The 24,885-nt window shown below is 73.0% G+C and carries 23 protein-coding genes; 11 read left to right on the top strand and 12 right to left on the bottom strand.

What is annotated here, in order from left to right; genetic code table 11:
• Nucleotides 1–126 precede the first annotated feature (126 nt).
• A complete protein-coding gene (locus HDG68_RS15700) occupies nt 127–1,287 on the bottom strand; it encodes a GNAT family N-acetyltransferase (RefSeq protein ID WP_172153589.1) in 1,161 nt (386 codons plus the stop codon).
• Between the two features lie 102 nt (nt 1,288–1,389).
• Between HDG68_RS15700 and HDG68_RS15695 the strand changes: the two genes are divergently transcribed.
• Complete coding sequence (locus HDG68_RS15695; RefSeq protein WP_172153588.1) at nt 1,390–1,959, top strand: GNAT family N-acetyltransferase; 570 nt, start codon at nt 1,390–1,392, stop codon at nt 1,957–1,959.
• A 55-nt stretch (nt 1,960–2,014) separates the two neighbouring features.
• Here HDG68_RS15695 and HDG68_RS15690 read toward each other — a convergent pair whose 3' ends face one another.
• Entirely contained in the window at nt 2,015–3,148 is a 1,134-nt protein-coding gene (locus tag HDG68_RS15690; protein WP_172153587.1) for a LacI family DNA-binding transcriptional regulator, read from the bottom strand.
• A 95-nt stretch (nt 3,149–3,243) separates the two neighbouring features.
• Here HDG68_RS15690 and HDG68_RS15685 point away from each other — a divergent pair, with 95 nt between their 5' ends.
• Nucleotides 3,244–4,476, top strand: a complete 1,233-nt coding sequence (locus HDG68_RS15685; RefSeq protein ID WP_216648539.1) for an MFS transporter — start codon at nt 3,244–3,246, stop codon at nt 4,474–4,476.
• A gap of 39 nt (nt 4,477–4,515) precedes the next feature.
• Entirely contained in the window at nt 4,516–5,967 is a 1,452-nt protein-coding gene (locus HDG68_RS15680) for an ATP-binding protein (protein WP_172153586.1), read from the top strand.
• A gap of 113 nt (nt 5,968–6,080) precedes the next feature.
• Here HDG68_RS15680 and HDG68_RS15675 read toward each other — a convergent pair whose 3' ends face one another.
• Nucleotides 6,081–7,583 (bottom strand): nucleobase:cation symporter-2 family protein, encoded by a 1,503-nt coding sequence (locus HDG68_RS15675; protein WP_172153585.1) that lies wholly within the window; start codon nt 7,581–7,583, stop codon nt 6,081–6,083.
• A 318-nt stretch (nt 7,584–7,901) separates the two neighbouring features.
• Between HDG68_RS15675 and HDG68_RS15670 the strand changes: the two genes are divergently transcribed.
• The gene (locus tag HDG68_RS15670; protein WP_246254140.1) at nt 7,902–8,969 is read left to right on the top strand and encodes a Fic family protein; all 1,068 of its coding nucleotides are present in this window, start codon (nt 7,902–7,904) and stop codon (nt 8,967–8,969) included.
• Between the two features lie 114 nt (nt 8,970–9,083).
• Entirely contained in the window at nt 9,084–10,040 is a 957-nt protein-coding gene (locus HDG68_RS15665; protein ID WP_172153583.1) for an HNH endonuclease signature motif containing protein, read from the top strand.
• Between the two features lie 20 nt (nt 10,041–10,060).
• Here HDG68_RS15665 and HDG68_RS15660 read toward each other — a convergent pair whose 3' ends face one another.
• Complete coding sequence (locus HDG68_RS15660) at nt 10,061–10,426, bottom strand: DNA cytosine methyltransferase (RefSeq protein ID WP_172153582.1); 366 nt, start codon at nt 10,424–10,426, stop codon at nt 10,061–10,063.
• A gap of 59 nt (nt 10,427–10,485) precedes the next feature.
• Nucleotides 10,486–10,644: a hypothetical protein gene (locus tag HDG68_RS15655; protein WP_172153581.1), complete on the bottom strand. Its 159-nt coding sequence runs from the start codon at nt 10,642–10,644 to the stop codon at nt 10,486–10,488.
• 158 nt (nt 10,645–10,802) lie between these two features.
• On the opposite strand from HDG68_RS15655, the gene HDG68_RS17610 reads away from it, so the two are divergent.
• The 4 genes from HDG68_RS17610 (at nt 10,803) to HDG68_RS15635 (ending at nt 13,538) form a co-directional block, all read left to right on the top strand.
• Entirely contained in the window at nt 10,803–12,224 is a 1,422-nt protein-coding gene (locus HDG68_RS17610; RefSeq protein WP_172153580.1) for a DUF234 domain-containing protein, read from the top strand.
• Between the two features lie 43 nt (nt 12,225–12,267).
• A complete protein-coding gene (locus HDG68_RS15645) occupies nt 12,268–12,660 on the top strand; it encodes a YchJ family metal-binding protein (RefSeq protein ID WP_172153579.1) in 393 nt (130 codons plus the stop codon).
• A 53-nt stretch (nt 12,661–12,713) separates the two neighbouring features.
• Complete coding sequence (locus HDG68_RS15640; protein ID WP_172153578.1) at nt 12,714–13,016, top strand: putative quinol monooxygenase; 303 nt, start codon at nt 12,714–12,716, stop codon at nt 13,014–13,016.
• Nucleotides 13,017–13,118: 102 nt separating this feature from the next.
• Complete coding sequence (locus tag HDG68_RS15635) at nt 13,119–13,538, top strand: Hsp20/alpha crystallin family protein (protein WP_172153577.1); 420 nt, start codon at nt 13,119–13,121, stop codon at nt 13,536–13,538.
• An 82-nt stretch (nt 13,539–13,620) separates the two neighbouring features.
• On the opposite strand, the gene HDG68_RS15630 is transcribed toward HDG68_RS15635, so the two are convergent.
• The 4 genes from HDG68_RS15630 to HDG68_RS15615 form a co-directional block, all read right to left on the bottom strand.
• Complete coding sequence (locus HDG68_RS15630; RefSeq protein WP_172153576.1) at nt 13,621–14,448, bottom strand: alpha/beta fold hydrolase; 828 nt, start codon at nt 14,446–14,448, stop codon at nt 13,621–13,623.
• Nucleotides 14,445–14,939, bottom strand: a complete 495-nt coding sequence (locus tag HDG68_RS15625; protein WP_172153575.1) for a helix-hairpin-helix domain-containing protein — start codon at nt 14,937–14,939, stop codon at nt 14,445–14,447. The genes HDG68_RS15630 and HDG68_RS15625 overlap by 4 nt, the downstream gene beginning before the upstream one ends.
• Nucleotides 14,940–15,101: 162 nt before the next feature.
• Nucleotides 15,102–16,448 carry a M20 family metallopeptidase gene (locus tag HDG68_RS15620; protein ID WP_172153574.1) on the bottom strand — a complete coding sequence of 449 codons (1,347 nt, stop codon included), beginning with the start codon at nt 16,446–16,448 and terminating at the stop codon, nt 15,102–15,104.
• Nucleotides 16,449–16,501: 53 nt separating this feature from the next.
• The gene (locus HDG68_RS15615; protein ID WP_172153634.1) at nt 16,502–17,710 is read right to left on the bottom strand and encodes a cobalamin-independent methionine synthase II family protein; all 1,209 of its coding nucleotides are present in this window, start codon (nt 17,708–17,710) and stop codon (nt 16,502–16,504) included.
• 126 nt (nt 17,711–17,836) lie between these two features.
• Here HDG68_RS15615 and HDG68_RS15610 point away from each other — a divergent pair, with 126 nt between their 5' ends.
• Both HDG68_RS15610 and HDG68_RS15605 read left to right on the top strand, forming a co-directional pair.
• The gene (locus tag HDG68_RS15610) at nt 17,837–18,499 is read left to right on the top strand and encodes a class I SAM-dependent methyltransferase (RefSeq protein ID WP_172153573.1); all 663 of its coding nucleotides are present in this window, start codon (nt 17,837–17,839) and stop codon (nt 18,497–18,499) included.
• Nucleotides 18,500–18,558: 59 nt separating this feature from the next.
• On the top strand, nt 18,559–19,809 hold the full coding sequence (locus tag HDG68_RS15605) for an endonuclease/exonuclease/phosphatase family protein (RefSeq protein ID WP_172153572.1): 1,251 nt from the start codon (nt 18,559–18,561) through the stop codon (nt 19,807–19,809).
• 216 nt (nt 19,810–20,025) lie between these two features.
• Here HDG68_RS15605 and HDG68_RS15600 read toward each other — a convergent pair whose 3' ends face one another.
• The 3 genes from HDG68_RS15600 to HDG68_RS15590 are packed head-to-tail and all read right to left on the bottom strand — an operon-like array spanning nt 20,026 to nt 24,712.
• On the bottom strand, nt 20,026–21,033 hold the full coding sequence (locus HDG68_RS15600) for an NAD-dependent epimerase/dehydratase family protein (RefSeq protein ID WP_172153571.1): 1,008 nt from the start codon (nt 21,031–21,033) through the stop codon (nt 20,026–20,028).
• Complete coding sequence (locus HDG68_RS15595; protein ID WP_172153570.1) at nt 21,030–23,693, bottom strand: alpha/beta fold hydrolase; 2,664 nt, start codon at nt 23,691–23,693, stop codon at nt 21,030–21,032. The genes HDG68_RS15600 and HDG68_RS15595 overlap by 4 nt, the downstream gene beginning before the upstream one ends.
• A complete protein-coding gene (locus tag HDG68_RS15590; protein ID WP_172153569.1) occupies nt 23,690–24,712 on the bottom strand; it encodes a 3-oxoacyl-ACP synthase III in 1,023 nt (340 codons plus the stop codon). Before HDG68_RS15590 ends, HDG68_RS15595 begins: the two co-directional genes overlap by 4 nt.
• Nucleotides 24,713–24,885 lie beyond the last annotated feature (173 nt).

Below are 24,885 nucleotides of genomic sequence, written 5' to 3'. Positions count from 1 at the left end.
CGGCGGCGGCGCCCGCAAGGCAGCGAGACGGTGTCTCGGCGTGATCCGTCGGTTCGGCAGTTCAGCCCCGGATCGGCAGGTCGACCTGCCGATCCGGGGCTGAACTGCCGAACCGAGGCCCCCGGGTCAGCGCGAGAGCGTCCGCAGGTCCGCGAGCGGCGCCTGCAGCATCGCCGAGCCGCCCGCCGGCCGGAACCCCATCGCGACGTTGATCGCGAGCATGTGCGGGTTGTCCTCGTTGTTCCACGTCCAGATCCGCTCGGTCGCGGGCCGCACCCGGGTGTGCTCGCGCAGGTTGACGCACTTGACCAGCATCCCGAGGCGGCGTCCCCGGTGCTCGGGCACGACGACGGTGGTCTCCTGCTCGCTGTAGGCCTGCCGGTCGGGGAAGTACAGCAGCATGGTCGCCGCGACCAGCTCGCCGGTAGGGATGTGCTCCGCGGCGGTCAGCAGCCAGCCGCGGCCGGCCTCGCGCAGCTCGCGCATCTCGTGCCGCATCCGCTCGGCGTCCCAGTGCTCGGGTTCGACGTCGAGGCCGGGGTTCGGCTCGTCGATCGTCAGGCGCTCCTCCAGCGCGGCGTACCCGGCGAGCCACCGTTCGGGGATGTCGTCGCGCCAGACGTGCAGCCGGTAGTCCGGACCCGCGGCCGCGCGGGCCTGCTCCTCGAGCCGCGCCACGTCGTCGGACACCGGCAGCCGCAGCACCGAACGCCGGGAGATCATCGTCAGCCCGATGCCGGCGCGGCGCGCGAACCGCAGGCCGGGCAGGTCGGCGCTGATGCGGCCGTTGCCGGTGGGGGCGACGAGGGCGTCCGGGGCGTCGGCCGCGGGTTCGGCGGCGAACTCGACCTCGGACAGCGCGGTGGTCCGGCCGGGCTCGGCCCGCGCGAGCGCGACGACGGCGTCCGCGAGCGCCGCACCGATCCCGCGGCGCCGGTAGGGCGGGGCGACGGCGACGTACACGTCGGCGCGGTGCAGGTTGTCGCGCAGGTTGCAGCCGAGGAACCCGTGCCCGACCACCAGCGGCCCGCCCGCCGGGGTGCCGCCGCCCGCCGGGGTGCCGCCGTCGGCCGGGGTGCCGCCGTCGACCACCGCGACGAGCCGACGACGCCGGCGGTAGGTCTGGTCGGTCATGCTCACGGCGAGCTCGCGGGCGGTGGGTGCGCCGTCGTCGGTGCCGCGATCGGCGAGCGCGACCTGCCGCTCGACCTCCGCGATGCCGCGGTAGGCCCAGCCGTCGGGGTGGTCGAGGTCGCCGTGCGGGGCCTCGAGGATGCGCCACTGCATGGGTTCAGGGTCGCGCGCGCCACCGCGCCGCGCCAGGCATTTTGCGCACGACGGCGGACCTGGGCGGGTGCGCGGGCCCGGCGCGGGTTAGGGTGCGTCACCGTGACCGAGCCGATTCCCGCCCCGCGCGCTCCCCTGCCCGTCAGGACGAGCCGCCTCGTGCTGCGCACGTACCGGGAGGACGACCTCGAGCCCCTGATGGAGTACTACGGCGACCCGGACGTGACGCGATTCCTGCTGGAGGAGCCGTGGACGCCCGACGCCGCGGAGATGCAGCTGGCGCGGCGCATGCAGCGCACCGGCATCGACGAGCCGGGGTCCGCGCTGGCGCTGGTCGCCGAGTTCGAGGGCCGCGTGGTCGGCGACGTCGCCCTGTGGACCACCGGGGACACGACGTCGCGCGGGGAGGTCGGCTGGGCGTTCCACCCGGGCGCGACCGGCCGCGGGTTCGCGACCGAGGCGATGCGCACCGTGCTGCAGATCGCGTTCGACCACTACCGGATGCACCGCGTCGTGGCACAGCTCGACGCCCGCAACGACCGTTCGGCGAAGCTGTGCGAGCGCATCGGGCTGAAACCCGAGGGGCGGCTGCGCGAGGACTGGTGGTCCAAGGGCGAGTGGACCGACACCCTCGTCTACGGGATGCTCGAGCGGGAGTGGAAGACGCCCTGACCTGCGGCGTCGTGGGCCCGTCCGGCGTGTCACCCGGTGGCCGCGCCGGCGCGGTTCAGGCCGAGTCCCGCACCACCAGCGACGTGGGCAGCGTGACCGCGGAGGGTTCGGCGCCGTCGACGACGTCGAGCAGCAGCCGCACCATCTCGGCGCTGATCCGCTCGTAGGGCTGGCGCATGGTGGTCAGCGCGGGGTGGAGCTGGGCGGCCACGCCGTTGTCGTCGAACCCCGCCACGGCGACGTCCTCCGGCACCCGGCGACCGGCGGCCTGCGCGGCGGTCAGCGCGCCGGCGGCCATGAGGTCGCTGTGGACGAACACGGCGTCGACGTCCGGGTGCTCGGCCAGGAGCCGCGTCATGCCGAGCCGGCCCGACTCGCGCGAGTAGTCGCCCTCCACCACCAGGTCGGGGTCGAACGCGTCCCCGAGCACCTCGCGGTAGCCCTGCAGCCGCAGCACGCCGCCGGGGGTGTCCATGGGGCCGGTGATCGTGGCGATGCGACGACGGCCCGAGTCCAGCAGGTGCTGGGTCATGGCCCGGCCGCCCGAGTGGTCGTCGGCGGTGACGTAGGCGATCTTGTCCTCGTAGCCGAGCGGCACGCCGCACGCGACCGTCGGGATGCCGAGCCGCAGCAGCTCGGTGAGCATCGGGTTGCCCTCGTGGGAGCTGATGAGCAGCACGCCGTCGACGTGGCCGGCCTCGACGTAGCCCGCGACGCGGCGCCGCTCCTCCGCCGTGCCCGCCACGAGCAGGACCATCGGCATCTCGCGGGTGGCGGCCGCCTGGGTGGCGCCGCGCAGCAGCAGGGAGAAGTTCGGGTCCTCGAACAGCAGGTGCTGCGGCTCGGTGAGCAGGAACGCCACCGAGTTCGACCGGCCCGTGACCAGCGACCGGGCGTGTTCGTTGGCGCGGTAGCCGGTGCGCTTGATGGCGTCCTCGACGGCCGTGCGCGCCTCCGGCGAGACCCAGTGGCCGCCGTTGAGGAACCGCGAGACCGTGCCGCGGCTGACGCCCGCCGCCGCCGCGACGTCCCGGATCGTGGGGCGGCGGGGGGTCTTGCGGGTGCGGGCGGCGTTCGGGGTCGTTCGCGTCGTCGCGCTCGCGCCGCGGACGGCGAGGGTGGCGCCCGACGACGGCGGCACGGCGGGGCTGGTGGCGACGTCCGCGTCGCTGCTGGTCGGGCCTTCCATGGTGCGAGTCTATCCCGGGTGGCTGTGACCGCTCACAGGTGGGCCCGGGCAGGGCCGCGTGCCGCCGTCCTGCCGCGGAGCCTAGAATCGATTCGATGACCTCCTCCGGCCCCACCGTCGACACCCGCCGCGCCACCGTCGTCCTGCTGGCGCTGGCGTCGTCGACGTTCCTGTTCGTGACGGTCGAACAGCTCCCCGCCGGGCTGCTGACCCTCATGGCGCCGGACCTCGACCGCACCACCGCCGCGATCGGCCTGCTGGTCACCGTGTACGCGCTGGTGGTGCTCTTCTCCTCCGTGCCGCTGGCCCACGTGACGCGGAACCTGCAACGGCGGTGGGTGCTCGCCGGGTGCGCCGGCGTCGCCGCGCTGGCGACCCTGTGGGCCGCGCTGACGCCGTCGTACGAGCAGCTCATGGCCGCGCGCGTGGTCACCGCGCTGGCCCAGGCCCTGTTCTGGGTGGCCGTGGTGCCCGCGACGGCCGGCCTCTTCCCGCCGGGGGTGCGCGGCAAGGCGATGGCGCGGCTCGCGATCGGCAACTCGCTCGGCCCGGTGCTCGGCGTGCCCGCCGGGACGTGGCTGGGCGAGGCGACGTCGTGGCGCTGGTCGTTCGCCGCCGTCGCGCTGCTGTCCACGGTGATCATGGTGATCGTCGCCGTGCTGTTCCCCTCCGTCCCCGCGCGCTCCGGCGGCGCCAACGAGGCGCCGTTCGCCTCGATGCGACGGTTCGTGTCCCTCATGGTCGTCACCGTGCTGGCCGTGACCGGGGCGTTCGGCGTCATCACGTTCGTCACGCAGTACCTCATCGACGTCGCCGGGTTCTCCCAGTCCGACCTGCCCGGGCTCCTGCTGCTGCAGGGCGGCGCCGGCGTCGTCGGCGCCCTCGTGGTGGGACGGTTCCTGGACCGGCGGCCGATCGGCGCGTTCCTCGTCGGGGCCGCGGTGCTGGTCGTGGCGATGGTGGGGCTGTGGGCCTTCGGGTCGTCGCCCGTGGCCGCGGTGGCGTTCCTGGCGCTGTTCGGGTTCTCGTTCTCCACCGTGCCGCCCGTGCTGGCCCACCGGGTGCTGCTCGTCTCCCCGCGCGGGACCAACATGGGCCAGGCGATCTCGTCGTCGCTGTTCAACCTGGGGATCGCCGGCGGGTCGGCGCTCGGGGCGCTGCTCGTGTCCCTGGTCGGGGTGCAGGCGGTGCCGCTGGTCGGGGCCGCCATCGTGCTGCTCGCGCTGCTCGTGGCGCTGTGGGAGGAGCGGACCAACCCGCCGCTCGGGTCGCTCGTGGAGCACGGCGTCGGGGAGGCGCTGGGGGCCGACGGCGGTGGCTCGCGCTAAGCCTGGTGCGGTTAGTCTAATGACGATTAGACTCATTGCATGATCGATCGGTACGACTGGCCGCGCATCGACCAGTTCCGCAACCGCACCGCCGAGCTCCGCCGGATCGAGGCCTGGTGGGCAGCCGACAGCCCCGAACCCCTGGCCGTCTCCGGACGGCGCCGCGTCGGCAAGTCCTGGTTGCTGCACCGCGCCGCCCACGGCAAGCCCGCCATCGTGCTCGTCGCCGACCGGATCGCCCCCGGCATGCAGCTCGACCGGCTCGCCGCCCAGCTCGCCCCACATCTCGGCGTGACACCACGGCTGCAGAGCGCCGCCGACCTGCTGCGGACGCTGTTCCGGCTGGGCCGCGACCAGAAGGTCCTCGCCGTGGTGGACGAGTTCCCCTACCTCCTGGGCACGACGGCGGCCGAGCAGGACCGTCAGCTCACCGAGGTCCAGGCTGTCCTGGAGGAGGAACGCGACCGGTCGCGACTGCAGCTCGTCCTCGCCGGATCGACCCTCTCGGTCATGGAGTCGCTGCAGGCCGAGAAGAACCCGTTGCACGGGCGGACCGTGCCGCTGCGGCTGCGGCCCCTGCGGTTCACCCACGCTGCGGAGTTCATGCCCGACGACGATCCCGAGACGCGCCTGCAGCGTTACGCCGTCGCCGGGGGCATGCCGCGGTACCTGGCAGCCCTCACCGGCCGCCCCCTCCTGGAGGCCGTGACCGACCAGATCGTCGACCCCTACGGCCCGCTGTTCAACGAGCCGTTCGCGCTCCTCTCGGCGGAGCTTCGCGAGCCCACCACCTACCTGTCGATCCTCTCCGCGCTCGCTGCCCGGCCGCAGAGCGTCGGGGACGTCGCCAACGCGCTGCACGTCCCGGCACAGCGACTGACCGAGTACCTCGCGACGCTGGAGGAGCTCCACCTGGTCTCGCGCCACCGACCCGTCGGCGCCTCCTCGCGAAGCCGCAGCACGCAGTGGCGCTGCGACGACGACTTCCTGCGGTTCTGGTTCCGATTCGTGCACCCCCGCCGGGGAGACCTCGAGGCCGGGCTGGACCCCCGGGACTACGTCGAGTCGCAGGTGGCGGCATCGATGGCCGACCACGTGGCCCCGACCTTCGAGCGAGTGCTCCGCGACTGGATCCGTGCCCGGTGGGGAGCGGAAGCCCCCGAGGTCGGCGGCTGGTGGGGGCCAGCGCTCCACCCACTACGACGCGCCGGGACACGGTTCACCGAGGAGATCGACGGCGTCGCGCTCGACGGCTCGTCCGTGCGGGTCGTCGCCGAAGCGAAGTGGACGTCCGCGCCGATGGACGTCGACGTGCTGCGCGCCCTGCGCGAGTACAAGATCCCCGCGCTGGTGCAGGCCGACCTCGAGGTCGGTGAGGCGGCGATCGTGCTGGCCGCGCGGTCGGGATTCACCGTGCGGCTGGAGGCGGCGGCCGCCTCGGACCCGTCCGTGCAGCTCGTCCCGGCCGCCGAGGTGCTGGCCGCGGTGTGAGTCGGCGTTGGTCTGCCTGCTCGCGCACGACGGCGCGACCGGTCGACTCCCTCTGGCGCTGGCGGTGACCCCGTGCCCGACGGCGCCTCCGCCGTCGGGCACGGGTCGTATGGTCAGGAGCGCTCGCGCGACCCCTCGCCGTCCGGCACCTCGGGCACGGTCGTCGCGCCGGGCGCCGGGACCTCGATCTTCTTGCCCGTGCCGGTCGCGGCGTCGTAGGTGAGCACGGCCGGCTGGACGGCGCGCAGCGCGTCGTGCGGGGAGACGTCCTGCGTGTCCTGGGCCCTGAGCTGGTCGCCGTTGAGGAGCAGGTTGAGCAGGATCGCGGTGATCGCGCCCGCGCTGATGCCGGAGTCGAAGATGAGCTGGAACCAGGTCGGGAAGTCGGCGTAGATCTCGGGACGGACCGTGGGGAGCATCGCGACGCCGAGCGAGACGGCCACCACCAAGATGTTCTTGCTGGTGAAGTGCACCTTGGACAGCGACCGGATACCCGACGCCGCCACCATGCCGAACAGCGCGATGCCTGCGCCGCCGAGCACCGCGCTGGGCACGCCCTCGACGATCGCACCCACCTTGGGCACGAGGCCGAGCACCACCAGGATGACGCCCGCCATCGTCGCGACGAACCGCGAGGCGACGCCCGTGAGGCTGACCAGGCCGACGTTCTGCGCGAACGCCGTGTACGGGAAGGTGTTGAAGAACCCGCCGAGCACGGTGGACAGGCCGTCGGCGCGCAGGCCGTCCGCGAGGCGCTTCTTGGTGACCTTCTTGTCGATGATCTCGCCGACGGCGATCATGTCGCCCGTGGTCTCGACCATGATCACCAGGCCCACCACCAGCATGGACAGCACGGCGGCGACCGGGAACGTCGGCACCCCGAAGTGCAGCGGCGTGACGACGGCGAACCAGTCGGCCTCGCCGACGCCGGACCAGTCGACCTTGCCCATCGGCAGCGCGGCGAGCGTGCCCAGCGCGAGGCCGATCAGCACCGAGCAGCGCGCGATCGCCGCCGGGGCGAAGCGTTCGACGAGCACGATGAACGCGAGCGTCGCGGCGGCGAGGCCCAGGTCCGACGGCGCGGCCGACTCGTTCTGGTTGGTGATCCAGCCGGCGGCGACGTCCATGAGCGAGACGCCGATGATGAGGATGACCGTGCCGGTGACCAGCGGCGGGAAGAACCGCAGGAGCTGGGAGAAGAACGGCGCGATCAGCATCATGAACAACCCGCAGGCGATGGTGGCGCCGAAGACCGCGGTGATGTCGTAGGTGGTGCCGATGCTGATCATGGGGCCGACGGCGGCGAACGTGACGCCCTGCATCAGCGGCAGCCGGACGCCGAACCGCCAGAACCCGACCGACTGGATGATCGAGGCGATGCCCGCGACGAACAGGTCGGCACTGATGAGGAAGGCGAGGTCCTCGGCGGAGTAGCCCAGGGCGCCGCCCACGATCAGCGGGACGGCGACCGCGCCCGCATACATGGCGAGCACGTGCTGCAGGCCGAGCGGGAAGAGGCGGGCGAGACGCGGGATCTCGTCGACGGGGTGCTTGGTGGGCGGAGCGGCGGGTTGCCGCGGTTCCGTGGCTTCTGGGGCGGGTGGCGCGTCGGTCATCTCGCTGGTCCCTCCGTGGCATGGGTCGCCCGTGCGGCGGCGTTAAGCCCACGCTAAAGAGGGTTGGTTTCAGCGGGATGAAGCAGTGTGACGGGTGGGTAATTTCTGGGGCGGCTGCGGTCTCGCGCGGCAGGGTCGGACGATGACGCTATGACTTAATCATTGCGTCACGGTCGATGCCGATGACACAATGATTAAGTCATAGCGTCATCGGGGAGGGAGTGATCGGCCATGCCAGCGATCTACCGCACCCCCGAGACCGACCTGGAGGACACTGGGGTCGTCACCGAGATCCACGACCTGCGCGACTCCCTCGCCATGATGCTGCGGACCCCTCGGCGCTGGACCAGCGGGATGCGCCGAACCACGCAGGCTCGCGCGATCCAGGGCTCGAACACCATCGAGGGCTACACGGTCACGGACCAGGACGCGCTGGCGGCCGTGGACGACGAGCCCCCGATGACCGCCGACGAGCGCACCTGGTCAGAGATTCTCGGCTATCGCCGCATGATGACCTACGTCCTGCGCATGGCGCCAGAAGACGGCTTCACCGTGGACTCCCAGACCCTGCGCTCGCTGCACTTCATGCTGCTCGAGCACGATCTCGCCGTCGACCCGGGACGATTCCGGCCGGGTTCGATCTACGTCCGCGACGAGGCTGCGGATGCCACCGTCTACGAGGGACCACCGGCGGACGACGTCCCCGCGCTGGTCGACGAGCTCGTCTACTCGCTGCGCACCGATGGGGCCGACACCCTGGTCGACGCAGCCATGGCACACCTGAACCTGGTGATGATTCACCCGTTCAAGGACGGCAACGGCCGCATGGCCCGCGCGCTGCAGACCCTCGTCCTCGCTCAGGATCACGTGCTGGAGCCGACGTTCTCCAGCATCGAGGAATGGCTGGGCAACAACACCGACGACTACTACCGAGTCCTCGCGGCGACCGGTCAGGGCTCATGGAGTCCCCAGAACAGCGCCGACCTGTGGATCAAGTTCAGCCTCCGCGCTCATCACATGCAGGCGCAGACGCTGCGACGCCGCTTCGACGAGGCCGAGGGCATCTGGAGCGCGCTCGACGAGATCGTCGCCCGGTCCGGGCTGAACGAACGCACCGCCGACGCGCTGTTCGACGCCGTACGCGGCCTCCGCGTCGTGCGTCCGACCTACGTCAAACAGAGCGGTGTCGAGGAGCAGACGGCGAGCCGCGATCTCCGGGCGCTCGTCCGTGCAGGACTCCTCGAGGCGCACGGTCAGACGCGCGGGCGCTACTACACGGCAGCGGGCGAGCTGCAGGATCTCGGGCGGCAGATCCGGGCCGATCGGCCAGCGTTGGTGGACCCGTATCCGTGGCTGATCGGCGAGCTGCGGCGGCTGTCCGGGTGACAGCCGTAGCTCGTCATCGCCACGAATTCAGACGGACACTGTGGTGACGCGCGGCTCTTGCGTGCGAAGCTTGTGCGCATGGCGGGTGAGGTAGCTCCACGGGCGTGGCTGCTCATGGCAGCGGGGAAGGATCGCGGCCACGCAGGCAACACCGGGTACGACGACCAGATCGACGCGTACTACTCGTGGGACAGCAAGGTGCCCAATCACACTGCGATCCAACGCGGAGACGTGGTGGCACTCTGGGACAAGAAGTCCCTCCTCGGCGTTTCGGTCGTCGAAGTGATTCAGCAGTCCGCAGGCTTCAAGACCCAGTTCCGTTGTGTGGAGTGCAACGCGACGAGGATCCACGCTCGCAAGAACGCAAGCCCGCGATATCGGTGCTCGAAGTGCAGGGCCGAATTCGAGAGGCCCGTTGCGAGCAACGTCCCTGTCACCCAGTACACGGCCCGGCACGACGCGGCGTGGACTCCATTGGAAGGGCTGCTCGACGCCGAGGAGCTGCGCTCACTCACGGTTCATCAAGGCGACATCAACGCGATGCGCCCCTTGGACTGGGCGGCATTCCGTGCCGCATTGACCGCCAAGGGGGCTGGCCTGGCCCTCGAACGATTGGGGGCCCGGACGCCCGACCTCGTCTGGGACCGGGATACGACACTCGCTGTCGACTTCGCTCACGGATTCCTGCACACGATGGTCCGGGTCCGGCGCGGCCAGCGGCAGTTCAGGCGGCATCTCCTGTCCGATCATGGAAACTTGTGCGCGTTCACCGGCGCAGCACCTGAGCGCGTGCTCGAGGCAGGACATCTCTACAGCTACGCGAGACTCGGCTCGCACCATGCCCACGGCGGGCTCATGCTCCGGCGAGACATCCACCGGCTGTTCGACGACGGACTGCTCGCCGTCGATCCTTCCCGCCTGCGCGTCGACGTCGCAGCGGATCTCGAGACCTACCCCCAGTATGCGCGGCTGCACGACGGCGAACTCGTCGTGCCCTTGCGGGACGAGCAGGTCGACTGGTTATACAAGCACTGGGAGGAACACCGGACAGAACCTGCACCACGGGCCTGACGGCGGAGGTGCGTGCCTGTTCAGGGTCGCAAGTAGGCATGTATCGCGCCCGCGACCGCGGTGCCCAGGGGGATCGGAACAGCGTTCCCGATCCGGCGCGCGATGTCGGTCTTCGACCCGCACCAAAGGAAGTCCTCTGGGAAGCCTTGGAGCAGGGCGGCCTCGTAGTGGGTGATCGGACGGTGCTCCTTCGGATGCAGGTACCGGCCCTTCTCCGGCTTAAAGAACTCGGTCCGGATCGTCACCGATGGAGCGCCCCGTCGGAGTCGTCCCATGACGTCACCCGAACCGGCGTTGTGCCGATCCCAGGCCGGTGTCGAAAGGTACTCCAGGACGGCATTCCTGGTAACCCGCTCGTCCTTGACCTCCACCTGGAAGCTATCCATGCGGTGGCGTCCCGATGTTGACGGCACGTCGGGGTCATCCGTCGTAAGAGCAGTCACAGTCAGTTCTTGGTCTCGTGTTCCTGCTCGTACTCCTGCAGGTGCACGCCGTGCAGCACGACGACGTCGTCGGGGAGCTGGTCGCGCAGCGCCTCCCGGATGGCCCGCTCGGCGCCGCCGTCCTGCGGGAAGTCGGGCGAGGGCGGGAAGGAACGCGGCATACCCCGTTGGTACCCGACGGAACGGTTCAGGTCACGCTCAGACCAACGGCCGGTCGTGGCGTTCACCTGATTTCACCCTGGCCCGAAACACCCATCCATGAGACACTCATTTTTGAAACACTCACGCATGAACGTCTCACTGGGAAGGGAGTTCGTCTGTGCGAACCTTCGTCGGGCGCAGCGCGGAACTCGGCATGCTCGACCGACTCCTCGCGCGGACATCTGAGGACGCCGACCGTCCGGGGCGTTCCGTGCTCGTCCGCGGCCGCCGTCGAGTCGGCAAGTCTCGGCTCGTCGAAGAGTTCGTCGACCGCGCCGCCGTGCCGTCGTTCTTCTTCACGGCGGCCGGCGGCCCTCCCGCCACGGACCTCGCGGACTTCACCGCGGAGCTCAAGGCCTCCGATCTTCCCGACGCCTCGACAGCCACCCCGGCAGAACCTCCGACGACCTGGACCAGCGCCTTTCAGATGCTGGCAGCCGCGCTGCCGACAGACCGGGCCAGCGTCGTCGTCCTCGACGAGATGCCCTACCTCGTCCGGGCCGACCCCACGTTCGAGGGAGCCCTGCAGCGAGCCTTCGACCGACAGTTCTCACGTCTGCCGGTGCTCCTGATCCTCGTCGGCTCCGACCTCGCGACGATGGAGCAAATCAACACCTACGGCCGCCCCTTCTACCAACGCGCGACGGAGATGGTCGTCCCCCCGCTCAACCCCGCCGACGTCGCGTCGCTGCTCGCGCTCCAGCCCGCCGACGCGATCGACGCCTACCTCGTCACCGGTGGACTCCCCCTGCTGCTCGACACCTGGCCGTCCGACGCGGACCTGTGGGCCTACCTCACGGACTCGCTCGCCGACCCGACGTCTCCGCTGATCGTCAGTGGTGAGCGCAGCCTGGCCGCCGAGCTTCCCACCGAAGCGCAGGCACGCACGGTGCTCCGCGCCGTCGGACACGGAGAACGGACCTTCACCACCATCGGGCGCGCGTCCGGACTGCCGCAAGCCTCGCTCCAACGCGCCCTGGAACTGCTGACCGAACGGCGGATCGTCGCCGCGGACACGCCACTGTCCACACGCCCCAGCAAGGAGACCCGCTACCGCGTCGACGACCCCTACCTACGGTTCTGGCTGCACTTCGTCAGGCCGGGGTTGCCTCTGATCGAACGCGGACGCGGCGATCAGCTGCTCGCCCGCGTGCGCGACGGCTGGACCTCGTGGCGGGGGCGGGCCGTCGAACCTGTGATCCGTGAGGCCCTGTGGGGGCTCGCCGGGTCCGGACCGTTCCCGGACGCCAGCGCCGTGGGCGGATACTGGACGCGCACCAACGACCCGGAGATCGACCTCGTCGGCGCCGACCGGGAAGGCGTCGCACAGGCCCTGACCTTCGTCGGCTCCGTCAAGTGGCTGGAGCACCGCGCGTTCGACCACCGCGATCTGGCACGGCTCCACCAGCACCGGGACAGGCTGCCCGGGGCCACCGAGGAGACTCCGCTCGTCGCCGTCTCACGTAGTGGTGTCGATGTCGCCGGCGTGACTGCCGTCGGACCCGCCGACCTGCTTGAGGCGTGGACGGCGTCCGTGTGAACGCAGACCCGCACCTCGAGCCGTCGTGCCGCACCATGGACCTGTGGACGACGCGACCCGCTGCCCCTGCCTGACCGGCCTGCCCTACGGCGAGTGCTGCGGCCCGCTGCACCGCGGCGAACGCAGCGCCCCGACCGCCGAGGCGCTGATGCGCTCGCGCTACAGCGCCTTCGCCGCCGGGGAGGCGGACTACCTGCGCGCCACCTGGCACCCGAGCACGCGGCCGGGGTCGTTGGAGCTCGAGCCGGGGCGGCGGTGGCGCCGCCTCGACATCCTCGGCACGCGGGCGGGCGGGCCGTTCGACGACGCCGGCGAGGTCGAGTTCGTGGCGTTCTTCGCCGACGACGACGGCACGCGCGGGCAGTTGGCCGAGCGCAGCCGGTTCGTGCGCGACGCCGGTACGTGGTTCTACGTGGACGGTGACGTGCGGTCCTGACCCGGCTCCGGCCGCGCCGGGATGTGTCGGTGGCCGCCGCTACCGTCACGACCATGACCTTCGCCAACGTCGGCACACTCGGTGCCGCCCCCGGAAAAAGGGACGAGCTCGTCGCCCACCTCACGGCGCGCAGCGACGAGCTCGCCGACGCCGGGTGCCTGCTCTACGAGGTCGGCATCAGCGACGAGCAGCCCGACACCGTGTTCGTCGTCGAGCTGTGGACGTCGGCCGCGGCCCACCGCGCCTCGCTGGAGCTGCCCGGTGTCCAGGCGTCGATCGCCGCCGCGCGGCCGCTGCTGTCCGGGGAGTTCGGCGGCTTCCGGTTCGACGTCGTGGGCTCACCGCTGCGCGACTGAGCCCTGGCGCCGGGGCCGGGCCGTCCGCCGTCGGCGAACCTGGAAATTGAGTCGACCCGACTCAAGTTGTCTCCCGTGGAACCACCCCCGAGGAGGAACATCATGACCACCCTGACCCGCATCCCCTTCTCCGACGCCTGGCTGCGCGACGTCCTGACGCCGCGCACCGCCGTCGAACCGCAGCACGCCCGCCCCGCGGCGGACGTCTACCGCGACGGCGAGGACCTCGTCGCCCGCCTCGACCTGCCGGGCGTCGACCCGGCCGAGGACGTCACCGTCGAGGTCGAGGGCCGCCGGCTCGTCGTCCGCGGCGAGCGTCGCGACCAGCGCAGCGAGGAGTCCGAGGGCCGCCGCGTCTCGGAGGTCCGCTTCGGCGGCTTCCGCCGCGTCGTCAACCTGCCGAAGGCCGTCGAGGCCGACGCGGTGACGGCGTCCTACGACGCCGGTGTCCTGACCGTCACGGTCACCGGCGTGTTCGCCGGCACGACGCCCCAGCGCATCGAGGTCACCACCGCGGCCTGAGTCCGGCCGCTCCCCGATCGAGCGTCTCTGGATGCACGCGATCACACCCTGATCAGGTGCATCCAGGGACGCTCGATCCGTGTCACCGGCAGAGATATTGCTGCAGGAACCCGTCGACCGCCTCGGCCACGTCCTCCGCGTGCGTCAGGACCAGGTTGTGGTCGGCGCCGTCGACCACCACGTCGGAGGCGTCCGGGAACCACGCGAGCATCCGACGTCGGACCGCGGCGAACCACGGGCCGCTGTCGGTCCCGCCGACGTACAGCAACGGACTCCCGACCGCTGCGGCGTCGGCGTCGCCGAACGTCCAGCCGAGCAGCGCCGGCACGTCGCCGCCGAAGAACGTGGCCGCGTCCCGCTCCATCCGGGCCACCGACCCGGGCAGCAGCCGCTCCATCTCCGCACGCCAGCCGGTCCCGACGAGCCGCGTCAGGAACGAGTCCAGCGCCGCCGCAGCCCCCGCGGACCGGTAGCGCGTGAGCAGCGACTCGTTGGCGGCCACGAACTCCCCGGGATCCGCAAGCAGCGTCGGCGGCGGCTCGATCGCCGTCGTCGTGGCCACGAGATCCGGTCGCCGCGCGGCGAGCTCCAGGGCGACGGCCGCGCCGTACGACACGGACACGACGTGCGCCCGTCCCAGCCCGACGGCGGACATCAGGTCCGCGCAGTCCCGCGCGTCCGCGGCGATCGACCCGGGATCCCGCGCCGGGCTGCTCGAGCCATAGCCTCGGCGGTGGTAGCGGAGCACGCGGTATCCGCGCCGCCGGAGCGCGATCCCCAGCGGGAGCAGCTCGTCCGCGGTGAGCGCGGTCTGGACCAGCACCACGGGCTCGCCGGCGCCGCCGTCCTCGACGGCGAGGGTCGTCTCCCCGACCTCGACCAGGTCCATGCCCCGGCTGGCAGGACTCACCCCGTCGCCTCGCGCAGCAGCCGCACCGCCTTCGGCCCGACACCGTGGATCGCCAGCAGCTCGGCGTCCGAGCGCGCCGCGACGTCGGCCAGGGACACGATCCCCGCGCCGGCCAACCCGCGCGTCGCCGGGCGACCGATCGACGCCGGCAGGTCACCCACGGCCCCCGGCTCCACGGTGTCCGCCGCCGAGATCGCCTCGATGAGTTCGCGCGGCGCCCGGCCGAACCAGGCCCGCCGCACCCAGTGGTTGAGCTGCTGACCGTCGAGGTCCGCGAGCGGCACCTGCACCCGCGGTCTGCCGACGACACGCTCCGCCGTCGGATGCTCGGTCAGCACCCGCTCGGCGTCGGTCCCCGTGAGCGCCAGCTCGACGGCACCGCCCGGCAGCCCGACCGCGAACGTGGCGCCCTCGACGGTGAACGCGCCGTCGACCTCCTCCACCCCGGGCAGCCCGAGGGCCGCCTTGCGCAGCTGCCCGACCGTCGTCATGCCCCCACGCTGGCACGGCCGCCGCACCGCGACAAGAGCTCGGTCGAGTCTCCGTCGCCCGAGCCCGGGCGACTCCGTCGAGCCTTCCGTCGCCTGAGCCTGCGGCTCCGCTCCGGCCGAGTGCCTCGTCCCTCAGCCCTCGACCTCCGCTGCACCTTCGGCTCAGTCGAAGTACCGCGGCACGTCGATCGCCCCGCCGGCCGCCTCGAACTCCTCGCGCACCGCGGCCTGCAGCGCCGGGTCGCACAGGTAGTCGAGCGCCGTGACGGCCAGCCCGGCGGCACCGTCGACGGCGGCCGCCACCGCACGGTCCGACCCGGCGGCCGCCGCGAACGCCTCGGTGTGCAGCGCGACGGACGGGTCGGAGACCTGGATGAGCGGGTGGATGCCCGGCACCCGGAAGCTGACGTTGCCGAAGTCGGTGGAGGCCGCGATCGTCTCGGACACGACTCCCCCGGGCAGCACGTCCCGTCCGCGCCGCTGCTCGGCGGCGACCCAGCGGGCCGTGAGGGCCTCGTTGGTCCGCACGGGCAGGGACGGGTGGGCACCGTCGTCCCAGGTGATCTCCACCTCGGTGCCGGTCATGAGCGCAGCGCCGCGGGCGACGTCGTCGAGCCGCCGCGACAGGTCCCGCAGCGTGTCCGGGTACTTGGACCGGGCGTAGAGGCGCATCTGGGCGCGCTCGGTGATGATGCTCGGCCGGGTGCCGCCGTCGACCATGATGGCGTGCACCCGGTCCACGGGCGGCATCTGCTGGCGCAGCAGCGCGATCCCGGTGTAGGCGAGGTTGGCGGCGTCGAGGGCGTTGCGTCCCATGAACGGCTGGGCGCTGGCGTGCGCGCTGCGGCCGGTGAACGTCCAGCTCAGCAGGCGCCGGCCGAGCCAGACCTGGTCGGCGAGGTCCACGCCGTAGGGGTGCAGCATGATGGCGGCGTCCACGCCGTCGAACGCCCCGTGGCGGGCGAGGACCTCCTTGCCGGAGTGCCCCTCCTCGGCCGGCGTGCCGAGCAGCACCACCCGGCCGGGCGGGGCGTCGGCGGACCGCAGCACGTCGCGCAACGCCAGGAAGGCGCCGACGCCGGCGGCCGCGATGACGTTGTGCCCGCACGCGTGCCCGATGCCCGGCAGGGCGTCGTACTCCGCGCAGACGACGAGCGTCGGCCCGTCGCCGCTGCCGAGCTCGGCCCGGAACGCGGTGTCGGCGCCGTGGACGCCCAGGTCGGCCTCGATGCCGTGCTCGGCGAGCAGGTCGACCAGGAGGCGGGCGCTGTCGTGCTCCTCCCACGCCGTCTCGGGGTGGGCGTGCAGGGTGCGCACCACGTGGGCGAGCTCGGGCTCCAGGGCGGAGGCGGCGGCGTCGACGACGTCCGCGAGCGCCCGCGGCGCCCCGCCCTCGGGTGCTTCCGGGGCGGGCTGCACGACGGCGGCGGCGCGGCGGCGCTGCTCGGTCTCGTCGGCGAGGTGGTCGAGGTAGGCGGTGCTGGGCTGAGGGGGACCGTCCGCGGGCATGCGGCCATCGTACGGAGCCGCCGTCGTGAACCGTTGCCCGAACTGCCGGGAGGTCAGCCCCAGAGCCGCCGGGTGGCGATCCGCGCCCCCTCGGCGAGCGACTCGAGCTTGGCCCACGCGATCTGCGGGTGCACGCGTCCGCCGAGCCCGCAGTCGGTGGAGGCCAGCACGTTCTCCCGGCCGACCCGCCGCGCGAACCGTTCGATGCGGTCGGCGACGAGCTCGGGGTGCTCCAGCACGTTGGTGGCGTGCGAGACGACGCCGGGCAGGATCAGCTTGCCGTCGGGCAGCGTGACGTCGTCCCAGACGCGGTACTCGTGCTCGTGGCGGACGTTCGCGGCCTCGAACGAGTAGGCGCCGGCGTCGATCTGGAGCATCAGCTCGACGACGTCGCGCATCGGCAGGTCGGTGGAGTGCGGGCCGTGCCAGGAGCCCCAGCACAGGTGGTACCGCACCTTCTCGGCGGGGATGCCGCGCAGCGCGTGGTTGAGCGCCTCGACGTGGATGCGGGAGAAGTCGAGGTAGTCGGCGACGGTCGGCTCGGGGGTGATCTGGTCCCACGACTCGGCCAGGCCGGGGTCGTCGATCTGCAGGATGAGTCCGGCGTCGACGATCGCGAGGTACTCCTGGCGCAGGACGTCGGCCCACGCGTACGCGTACTCCTCGTGCGTGGCGTAGTGCTCGTTGTGGATGCGGGTCGCGGAGCCCGGCGCGATGGCGGTGACGAACGCGTCGCTCACCCCGGCGGCGTCGGCGGCGGCCTTGAGATTGGCGGCGTCCTGCGCGACGGCGGCCTGCCCGGTGTACGTCAGCGGCCCGGTGACCTTCGGGAACTGGCCCGGACCCTCACCGCCGAAGATGCCCGACGTCGGGTCGGTGTACGCCTCGCGAAACCGCGCCTGGTCGCGGCGGTTGCCGAACCCGGTCAGGCGCACGTCGCCGGGCGCGGACCGCACGTCGGCGAGCACCCACTGCGCGTCGGTGTCGAGCTCGAGCCCGGCGGTGCGCTCGAACGAGTAGGACCACCAGGCGCCGAAGTCGTTCGGCGAGGACATCGACTTGCCGTACTCGCCGTCGCCGACCACGGAGATCCCGGCGTCCTGCTGGCGGCGCACGACGTCGGACACCGCGTCGCGCAGCAGCGCGTCGAAGTCGCCGGCGGCGTCCCCGCCCTCGCGGGCCGCGTTGGCGGCGAGCAGCTCGGGGGTGCGCGGCAGGGAGCCGGCGTGGGTGGTCTCGATGCGGTCGGTGCTGCGCAGCACGGTGTCCTGCCTCTCGGTCACGGAAGGGTCTGCGCCGATGCTCGCACGTTTGCCGGTCCGGCAAAGCCGCTGTCCTCCAGCCGGACGCCGCGCGACGATGGAGGCCCCGATCCCCTGGAGGCCTGCATGACCGTGAGGATGCTCGACGACGTCCGCCCGGAGGAGTCCGACCACGACTTCCTGCCCGGCATGCGCCGCGCCTGGATGATGCCCTGGTACGACCTGGTGGCACGGACCCGCGGTCTGGGACGGCTGTACCGGCGCACGGTCGAGCTCGCCGGCGTTGCTCCCGGGCAGAACGTGCTGGACGTCGGCTGCGGCACCGGCAACCTGAGCCGCGAGGTGCTGCGCGCCGTCCCCGACGCCGTCGTCACGGGCCTGGACCCCGACGGCGACGCGCTGCGCCGCGCGGCGCGCAAGCTCCGCCGTCGTCCCCGGACCGAGGTGACCCTGGTGCGCGGGTTCGCCCACCGCCTCCCGGTGGACGACGCGAGCCAGGACCACGTGATCTCCTCCCTCGCGCTGCACCACGTGCCGCGGGCGGAGAAGGAGCGCCTCGCGGCCGAGATCGCGCGAGTGCTGCGGCCGGGCGGTCGCGCGACGATCGCGGACTTCGCGGGCGACCACGCGAGCGAGCACGGGGCGCGCGCCGGCGCCACCCACGACGCCGACAACGCCGACGGCGGCATCGAGAAGCTGCTCACCGCGGCCGGCCTGACCGACGCCCGGGCGCTCGAGCGGATGACGGTGCTGGGCGACTCCGTGGTGTTCGTCCAGGCCGAGCGTTGACGCGCCGATGTTCACCGGCGGTTGACGTGCACGTCACAGCGCCCGTCTAGCCTGCACCCATGACGATGCGACGCCGCACCCTGTCCGCCACCGCGGCCTTGGCCGTGGCCCTGTCCGCCGTGGCCGTGCCGGTCACCGCGAGCGCCCACGGCCGCAGTGACGACCGCGGTCACCACCACGGCCGAGACTCGCTGCGGGTGGCGACCTACAACCTGTCGCTGAACCGCGGCAGCGAGGGCGCGCTGGTGGCCGACCTCTCGACGCCGGGGAACGAGCAGGCCCGCACGGTCGCGGAGGTCGTCCAGCGCGCGGACCCGGACGTGGTGCTCCTCAACGAGTTCGACTTCGACGCCGCCGGCGAGGCCGTGGACCTGTTCCGGGAGAACTACCTGGAGGTCGGTCAGGGCGGCGCCGACCCGGTGGAGTACCGGTACGCGTACACCGCGCCGTCGAACACGGGCGTCCCGAGCGGGTTCGACCTCAACAACGACGGCACGGTCGGTGGCGGCGACGACGCGTTCGGGTTCGGGCTGTTCCCCGGCCAGTACGGCATGGCGGTGCTGTCGAAGTACCCGATCGAGACCGACGAGGTCCGCACCTTCCAGCACTTCCTGTGGAAGGACATGCCGGGCGCGCTGCTGCCGGACGACCCGGCCACCGACGCGCCGGCCGACTGGTTCACGCCCGAGGAGCTCGAGGTGGTGCGCCTGTCGAGCAAGTCGCACTGGGACGTGCCTGTGCGGGTGGGCCGCAGGACCGTGCACGTGCTGGCCTCGCACCCCACGCCGCCCACGTTCGACGGTCCTGAGGACCGTAACGGCCGCCGCAACCACGACGAGATCCGGTTCTGGGCGGACTACGTGACGCCCGGCAAGGCTTCGCGCTACATCTACGACGACGACGGCGGACGCGGCGGCCTGCACCCGGGCGCCCGGTTCGTGGTGCTCGGCGACCAGAACGCCGACCCGGCCGACGGCGACTCGTACGACGTCGCGATCGACCAGCTCCTGGAGCACCCGCGGATCACCGACCCGGCCCCGACGTCGGAGGGGGCCGTCGAGGCGGCGGCGCTGCAGGGCGGCGCCAACGACACCCACACCGGCGACCCTGCCCTGGACACCGCCGACTTCGCGGACGGCGCGCCCGGCAACCTGCGCGCCGACTACGTGCTGCCCTCGAAGCACGGGCTGCGGGTGCGCGACGCGGGCGTGTTCTGGCCGGTGCAGGCCGACCCGCTCTCGGCGTTGACCGGCACCTACCCGTTCCCGAGCAGTGACCACCGGCTGGTGTGGGTGGACCTGAAGGTCTGAGCGGGCCCGCCGTCGCCGGCCGAGCGGACATCGGGGTCTTGAGATCGAGGGTGTCCGCACGGCGGGAACAGCGACCGCTGCGCCGTCGTGAATCACGCTCGGCGTGATTCTCACGCCCAGCGTGATTCGGTCCCGCTGTGCGGCCGGTGCTCCCGCCGTCCGGACAGGTCGTGGCGAGACACCCGACCGGGCGGCGGTCGCAGCCGAGCTGCGCCGTCAGCGCGCGGTACCGCCGTAGTGGGCGGCCAGCCGGCGGAACCCCTCGTCGATGCTCACGGCGGGCCGCCACCGCAGGTCCGACCAGGTGGCGCGCTGGTCGAACCAGTGGGCGGTGGAGAGCTGTTCGGCGAGGAACCGCGTCATCGGCGGCTCGTCGGCCCCGGGCCGCACCCGCCACACGGCCTCGACCGCGCCGCCGGCGACCCGCGCGAGCCCGGCCGGGACCCGCCACCGCGGCGGCTCCACCCCGGCGGCCCGGCAGATGCCGCCCAGCAGGTCGGCGACGGTGCGCGGCTCGCCGTTGGTCAGCACGTAGGCGCGCCCGCGCACCGCCTCGGGCGCGTCGGCGAGCCGGTCGAGCGCGGCCACGATGCCGTCGGCGGCGTTGTCCAGGTAGGTGGTGTCGATGAGCGCGGCCCCGTGGCCGAGCAGCGGCAGCCGCCCGGACGACGCCCGGTCGACGACCCGCTCCACGAGCTGGGTGTCCCCCGGCCCCCACACGATGTGCGGCCGCACCGCCACGACCCGCAGCCCGTCCGTCGCACGACCCGGGCCCGCGTCGCGCGACAGCGCCGCCAGCTCCGAGGCGGCCTTGGTGCGGGCGTACTCGCCGCGTGCCGCTGCGGGGTCCGCGACGCCCGCCCCGACACCGAACAACGACGCCCCCGCGTGCGCCACCGACGGCGAGGACACCTGCACGAACCGCTCCACCCCGGCCCGCTCGGCCGCGTCCAGCAGCGTGCGCGTCCCGCCGACGTTGACCGCCTCGAACTCCGCCGGATCCCCGGCCAGCGACACCTTGGCGGCCAGGTGCACGACGGCGGACACCCCGTCGACGGCAGCGGCCACGGCGGCGGGGTCGGTCAACGAACCCGCGACGTCCTCGACGCCCGCCACCCCCGACGGGCTGCGCTGCAGCGTCCGCACCGGTTCGCCGCGGGCCGCCAGCAACCGCGCCACCGCCCCGCCCAGCAGCCCCGACGCCCCGGTGACCAGCACCGTCACGGCGCCCCCACCCGGCCGCCGGCGAGCACCCCCGACGCCCAGGCCGCCAGCCGCGCCCGGTCGATCTTCGAGTTGTGCCGCACGTCGGTCGGCAGCTCGGGCACCACCAGCACCGCCGCCAGCGGCACCGACGACGCCGCCCGCACCGCGGCGTCCAGCTCCTGCGGGGCGAGCCCCGGACGGCGCGGCGCACCCTCCACCCCCGCGAGCGGCTCGACCACGGCGACCGCCTGCTGCACCCCGGCCGGCCCGACACCCACCACGGCGGCGCGCCGCACCGCGGCGACGGACTCCACCGCCTGCTCCGGACCCACCGGCGCCAGCGGACCGTCCACCGTGGTCAGCACGTGCGCGAGCCGACCCTCGATCCACAACCGACCCTCGGCGTCGAGGTGGCCGACGTCGCCCGTGCGGTGCCAGTGCCCCGCCGGGGTGTCCCGCTCGGCGGCCACGTCCGTCAGCCAGCGCCGGTCGTACCGCTCCTTCAGGTGCGGGGCGCTGACCAGCACCTCGCCCAGCACGCCCACCACCTCCGGGCCCGACGCCGGTGCTCCCGTCGCCGCGCCGTCGTCGTCCAGCGGACTGATCAGCACCTGCCCGGCGCCCACCGGCCGGCCCACGCACACGCCGTCGTCGGGGGCGCTCGCGGCGTCGCGGATGCCGTCCAGCGTGATGTCGGTGACGAGCAGGCACTCGGTCATGCCGTAGGGGGTGTGCGGCTCGGCGGCGGGCATGAGGGACTGCGCGGACGCGAGCATGTCGGCGCTGATCGGGGCGCCGGTGGACAGGAACGTCTCGACCCGACCGAGCGCCTCGCGGTCGTCCTCCGTCAGCGCGCCCGCGGTGTCCACGACGTGGAGGATGGCCGCCGGGGACAGGAAAACCATGCGGGCGTCGGTGGCCCGCACGGCGTCGGCGACGGCGCGGGCGGTGAGCGTCCGCGGCGCCGAGACGTCCATGTCCGGGGTCACCGAGCGGGTGCCGAGCGCGGGGCCCAGCAGCGCGAACGGCGCGAACCCGGTGACCAGACCCGTGTCCGGGCCGACGGCGAAGTGCTCGGCCAGGGCGTCACGCAGCGCCGCCAGCCGGGCGTGCGTGTACAGCACGCCCTTGGCCGGGCCGGTCGAGCCGGAGGTGAACAGCACGGCGGCGTCGTCCTCGTGTCCCGGCTCGGGCGGGAGCGCGTGGCCCTCACCGGCGCGGGCCACGTCGATCAGCTCGTGGTCCACCCCCAGGGCGCGGCGCGTGACCGGGTCCAGCGGGTCCGCGGCGATCCGCACCCCCGGCCAGCCGGCCGCGCGGGCGGCGGCGAGCGCCCTCGTCTGCCCGACCAGGTACTGCGGCCAGGCGCCCCGCTGCGCGCGGGTCAGCCCGCGCAGACCGAGCCCGGCATCGGCCACCACCACGACCGCGCCGATGCGCAGGCAGGCGTAGACCAGCGCCGTCAGCGTCGGGCCGGGCGAGACGAGCAGCGACACGCGGTCGCCGCGCCGCACCCCGATCCCGTGCAGCCCCGCGGCGATGCGGCGGACCTGCCGGTCGAGGGCCTGCCAGCTCACGACCCGTCCGGCGCCGGTCGCGGTCAGGTCCAGCACGGCCTGCTCGGTGCGCGAGGCCGCGTCGGCGGCGCGCTCGTCGAGCCCGGCCCAGATCGGCCGGAACCCCTCCGGCGGCGCGGCCGACGGCTCGGGTGCCGCGGCACCCAGCCAGTCCAGCACGGGCCCGGCGTAGTCGACGTCCTCGGCAACCAGGTGACCGGCGTCCTCGAACCGGTGCACCCGGGCCTGAGGCAGCCGGTGCAGCAGGTCGTCGAGGTACCGGTCGGAGAAGACCGGGTCCTTCGGCCCCCACAGCAGCAGCGCCGGCACGTCGAGCCCGCGCACCCCCTCGGCGATCCGGTCCAGCTCGGGGCGGCTCGCGTGGTCGGCGTCGGCGGGGATGTCGGCGACGAACTGCTCGATGCCCGCCCGGTCGGCGGCGGTGCGGTAGGGCATCCGGTAGGCGTCGGCGACGTCGCGCGGCAGGCCGGGGCGGGCCAGCGCGAGCGTCGTGTCCAGGAAGGCGCGCGTCATGCTCGTGCCCAGGCGGTGCACGCCGCGGGCCAGCGCGAGGCGCAGCGGCGCGGGGATCGGCACGTCGTCGGGCTGGTGCACGGCGGTGTTGAGCAGCGCGACGCCGGCCAGCAGATCGGGGTGGTCGACGGCCCAGCCGAGGGAGACGACGCCGCCCCAGTCGTGCCCGAGCGTCACGACCGGACCCGCCAGTCCGAGGCCGTCGGTGAACGCCGACAGGTCCGCGACCCGGTCCGCGAGAGTCCGCCGTCGTCCCGTGCGGGCGGACAGGCCCATCTCGAGCTGGTCGACGGCGACGACCCGCCAGGCGTCACCGACGCCGTCCGGGTGCTCGCCGGCGGCGGCCGCGGCCTCGACGGCACGGTCCGTGGCGGCGGTGACCAGGTCCCGCCACAGGTAGGACCAGGTGGGGTTGCCGTGCACGGCCAGCACGGTGCCGACGGGGACGATGCCGTGCGCGGACAGCTCGGCGCCGTTGTCGAGGTAGTGCCAGTCGCCGCGCACGTGGCTGAACCGCTGCTCGACGCCGGGCAGGTCCGGCGGGAGGGTGCTCGCCGGGCGCCGGGCGCCGGCCGAACGGTCCGTCACCAGGCCAGCTCCAGCATCGCCGTGTTGATCCCGGAGCCGACTCCCATGAGCAGCACCCGGTCGCCCGCCTCCAGGGTCTCGGCCTCCTGGACCAGCGTGATCGGCACCGAGGCGGGTCCGACGTTGCCGAGCGTGGGATACGTGGTCGGCACCTTGGCGCGGTCCAGGCCGACGGCCTCGACGATCGCGTTGGTGTGCACGCGCGAGACCTGGTGGGTGACGTAGCGGTCCATCGCCTCCCAGTCCCACTCGGGGATGGCGTCCTTCCACGCCTCGACCACCAGCTCCAGGCCGCCCTCGAGCAACGCCTCGGCGTCGGTGAACATGCCGTCCGGGCTGCCCACGCACAGGCCGTGGTGCTGCGTGGCCGCGCGGGTGACGCCGCCGAGGATCCGGTGCCCCTCGGGGTGGGCGTCGGCCGGGCCGAGGACGGCGGCCGCCGACCCGGACCCGAGGGTCAGGGACGCGAACTCCGCCATGAAGTCCTCGCGGCCGACGTCCTCGCGCAGCAGCCGCTCGACGGTGTTGTCCTGGATGTCGTCGGCGTCCTCGCCGTTGACGATCACCGCGTAGCGGATCTGGCCGGACTCGATCATGCCCGCGGCGAGGGTCATGCCGTTGATGAAGCCGAGGCAGGCGTTGGCGATGTCGAAGTTCACCGCCGAGCTCGGCAGCCCGAGGCCGTGGTGCAGGCCCACCGCCACCGAGGGCTCCAGGTGCTTGCGGGTCACCGAGGTGTTGATGAGCAGACCCACCTCGTCCGGCTCCACGCCGGCCGCGGCGAGCGCCTCCGCCCCGGCCGCGACGGTCGCGGTGTCGGCGTCCTCCCCCGGCCCCCAGTTGCGCCGCGCCTCGACGCCGGCGACCCGCTCGAGCAGCGTCGTCGGCAGCCGCAGGCGCTTCAGGGCGGGGGCGAGGCGTCGTTGGATGTCGGCCGACGGCGTGACCCGTGACGGCAGGCGCCGGGTCACGGACAGCAGCGACACGTTGCTGAACCTGGTGGTGGCGTTCCCAGACACTCGAGCTCCAGACCTCCGGGCACTCGAGGTGCCGGCAGACGACAGTTCACCGGACCGTCACGCGGCGGTCGGCTCCGCGGGCGCGATGACACCCGTCCCTGAGAGTAGGACGCTCGGAGGACGCCCGCTGTTCCGCGCACGAGGGTGTGTCGTTCGCCACCGTACTCTGGCAC

The sequence above is a fragment of the Isoptericola chiayiensis genome, from assembly GCF_013149805.1.
Lineage (GTDB): Bacteria > Actinomycetota > Actinomycetes > Actinomycetales > Cellulomonadaceae > Isoptericola > Isoptericola chiayiensis.
Note: the sequence above shows the minus strand (reverse complement) of the source record. Positions and strands in the feature narration are given on the sequence as shown.

What these genes read in the sequence shown, in the direction of transcription:
- HDG68_RS15640 (WP_172153578.1), top strand. Translation starts at nt 12,714, where the DNA reads ATGACCTTCGCCAACGTCGGCACACTCGGTGCCGCCCCCGGAAAAAGG.
- HDG68_RS15610 (WP_172153573.1), top strand. Translation starts at nt 17,837, where the DNA reads ATGACCGTGAGGATGCTCGACGACGTCCGCCCGGAGGAGTCCGACCAC.
- HDG68_RS15670 (WP_246254140.1), top strand. Translation starts at nt 7,902, where the DNA reads ATGATGCTGCGGACCCCTCGGCGCTGGACCAGCGGGATGCGCCGAACC.
- HDG68_RS15635 (WP_172153577.1), top strand. Translation starts at nt 13,119, where the DNA reads ATGACCACCCTGACCCGCATCCCCTTCTCCGACGCCTGGCTGCGCGAC.
- HDG68_RS15690 (WP_172153587.1), bottom strand. Translation starts at nt 3,148, where the DNA reads ATGGAAGGCCCGACCAGCAGCGACGCGGACGTCGCCACCAGCCCCGCC.
- HDG68_RS15665 (WP_172153583.1), top strand. Translation starts at nt 9,084, where the DNA reads ATGGCAGCGGGGAAGGATCGCGGCCACGCAGGCAACACCGGGTACGAC.
- HDG68_RS15680 (WP_172153586.1), top strand. Translation starts at nt 4,516, where the DNA reads ATGATCGATCGGTACGACTGGCCGCGCATCGACCAGTTCCGCAACCGC.
- HDG68_RS15605 (WP_172153572.1), top strand. Translation starts at nt 18,559, where the DNA reads ATGACGATGCGACGCCGCACCCTGTCCGCCACCGCGGCCTTGGCCGTG.
- HDG68_RS15655 (WP_172153581.1), bottom strand. Translation starts at nt 10,644, where the DNA reads ATGCCGCGTTCCTTCCCGCCCTCGCCCGACTTCCCGCAGGACGGCGGC.
- HDG68_RS15675 (WP_172153585.1), bottom strand. Translation starts at nt 7,583, where the DNA reads ATGACCGACGCGCCACCCGCCCCAGAAGCCACGGAACCGCGGCAACCC.
- HDG68_RS15620 (WP_172153574.1), bottom strand. Translation starts at nt 16,448, where the DNA reads ATGCCCGCGGACGGTCCCCCTCAGCCCAGCACCGCCTACCTCGACCAC.
- HDG68_RS15660 (WP_172153582.1), bottom strand. Translation starts at nt 10,426, where the DNA reads ATGGATAGCTTCCAGGTGGAGGTCAAGGACGAGCGGGTTACCAGGAAT.
- HDG68_RS15700 (WP_172153589.1), bottom strand. Translation starts at nt 1,287, where the DNA reads ATGCAGTGGCGCATCCTCGAGGCCCCGCACGGCGACCTCGACCACCCC.
- HDG68_RS15685 (WP_216648539.1), top strand. Translation starts at nt 3,244, where the DNA reads ATGACCTCCTCCGGCCCCACCGTCGACACCCGCCGCGCCACCGTCGTC.
- HDG68_RS15625 (WP_172153575.1), bottom strand. Translation starts at nt 14,939, where the DNA reads ATGACGACGGTCGGGCAGCTGCGCAAGGCGGCCCTCGGGCTGCCCGGG.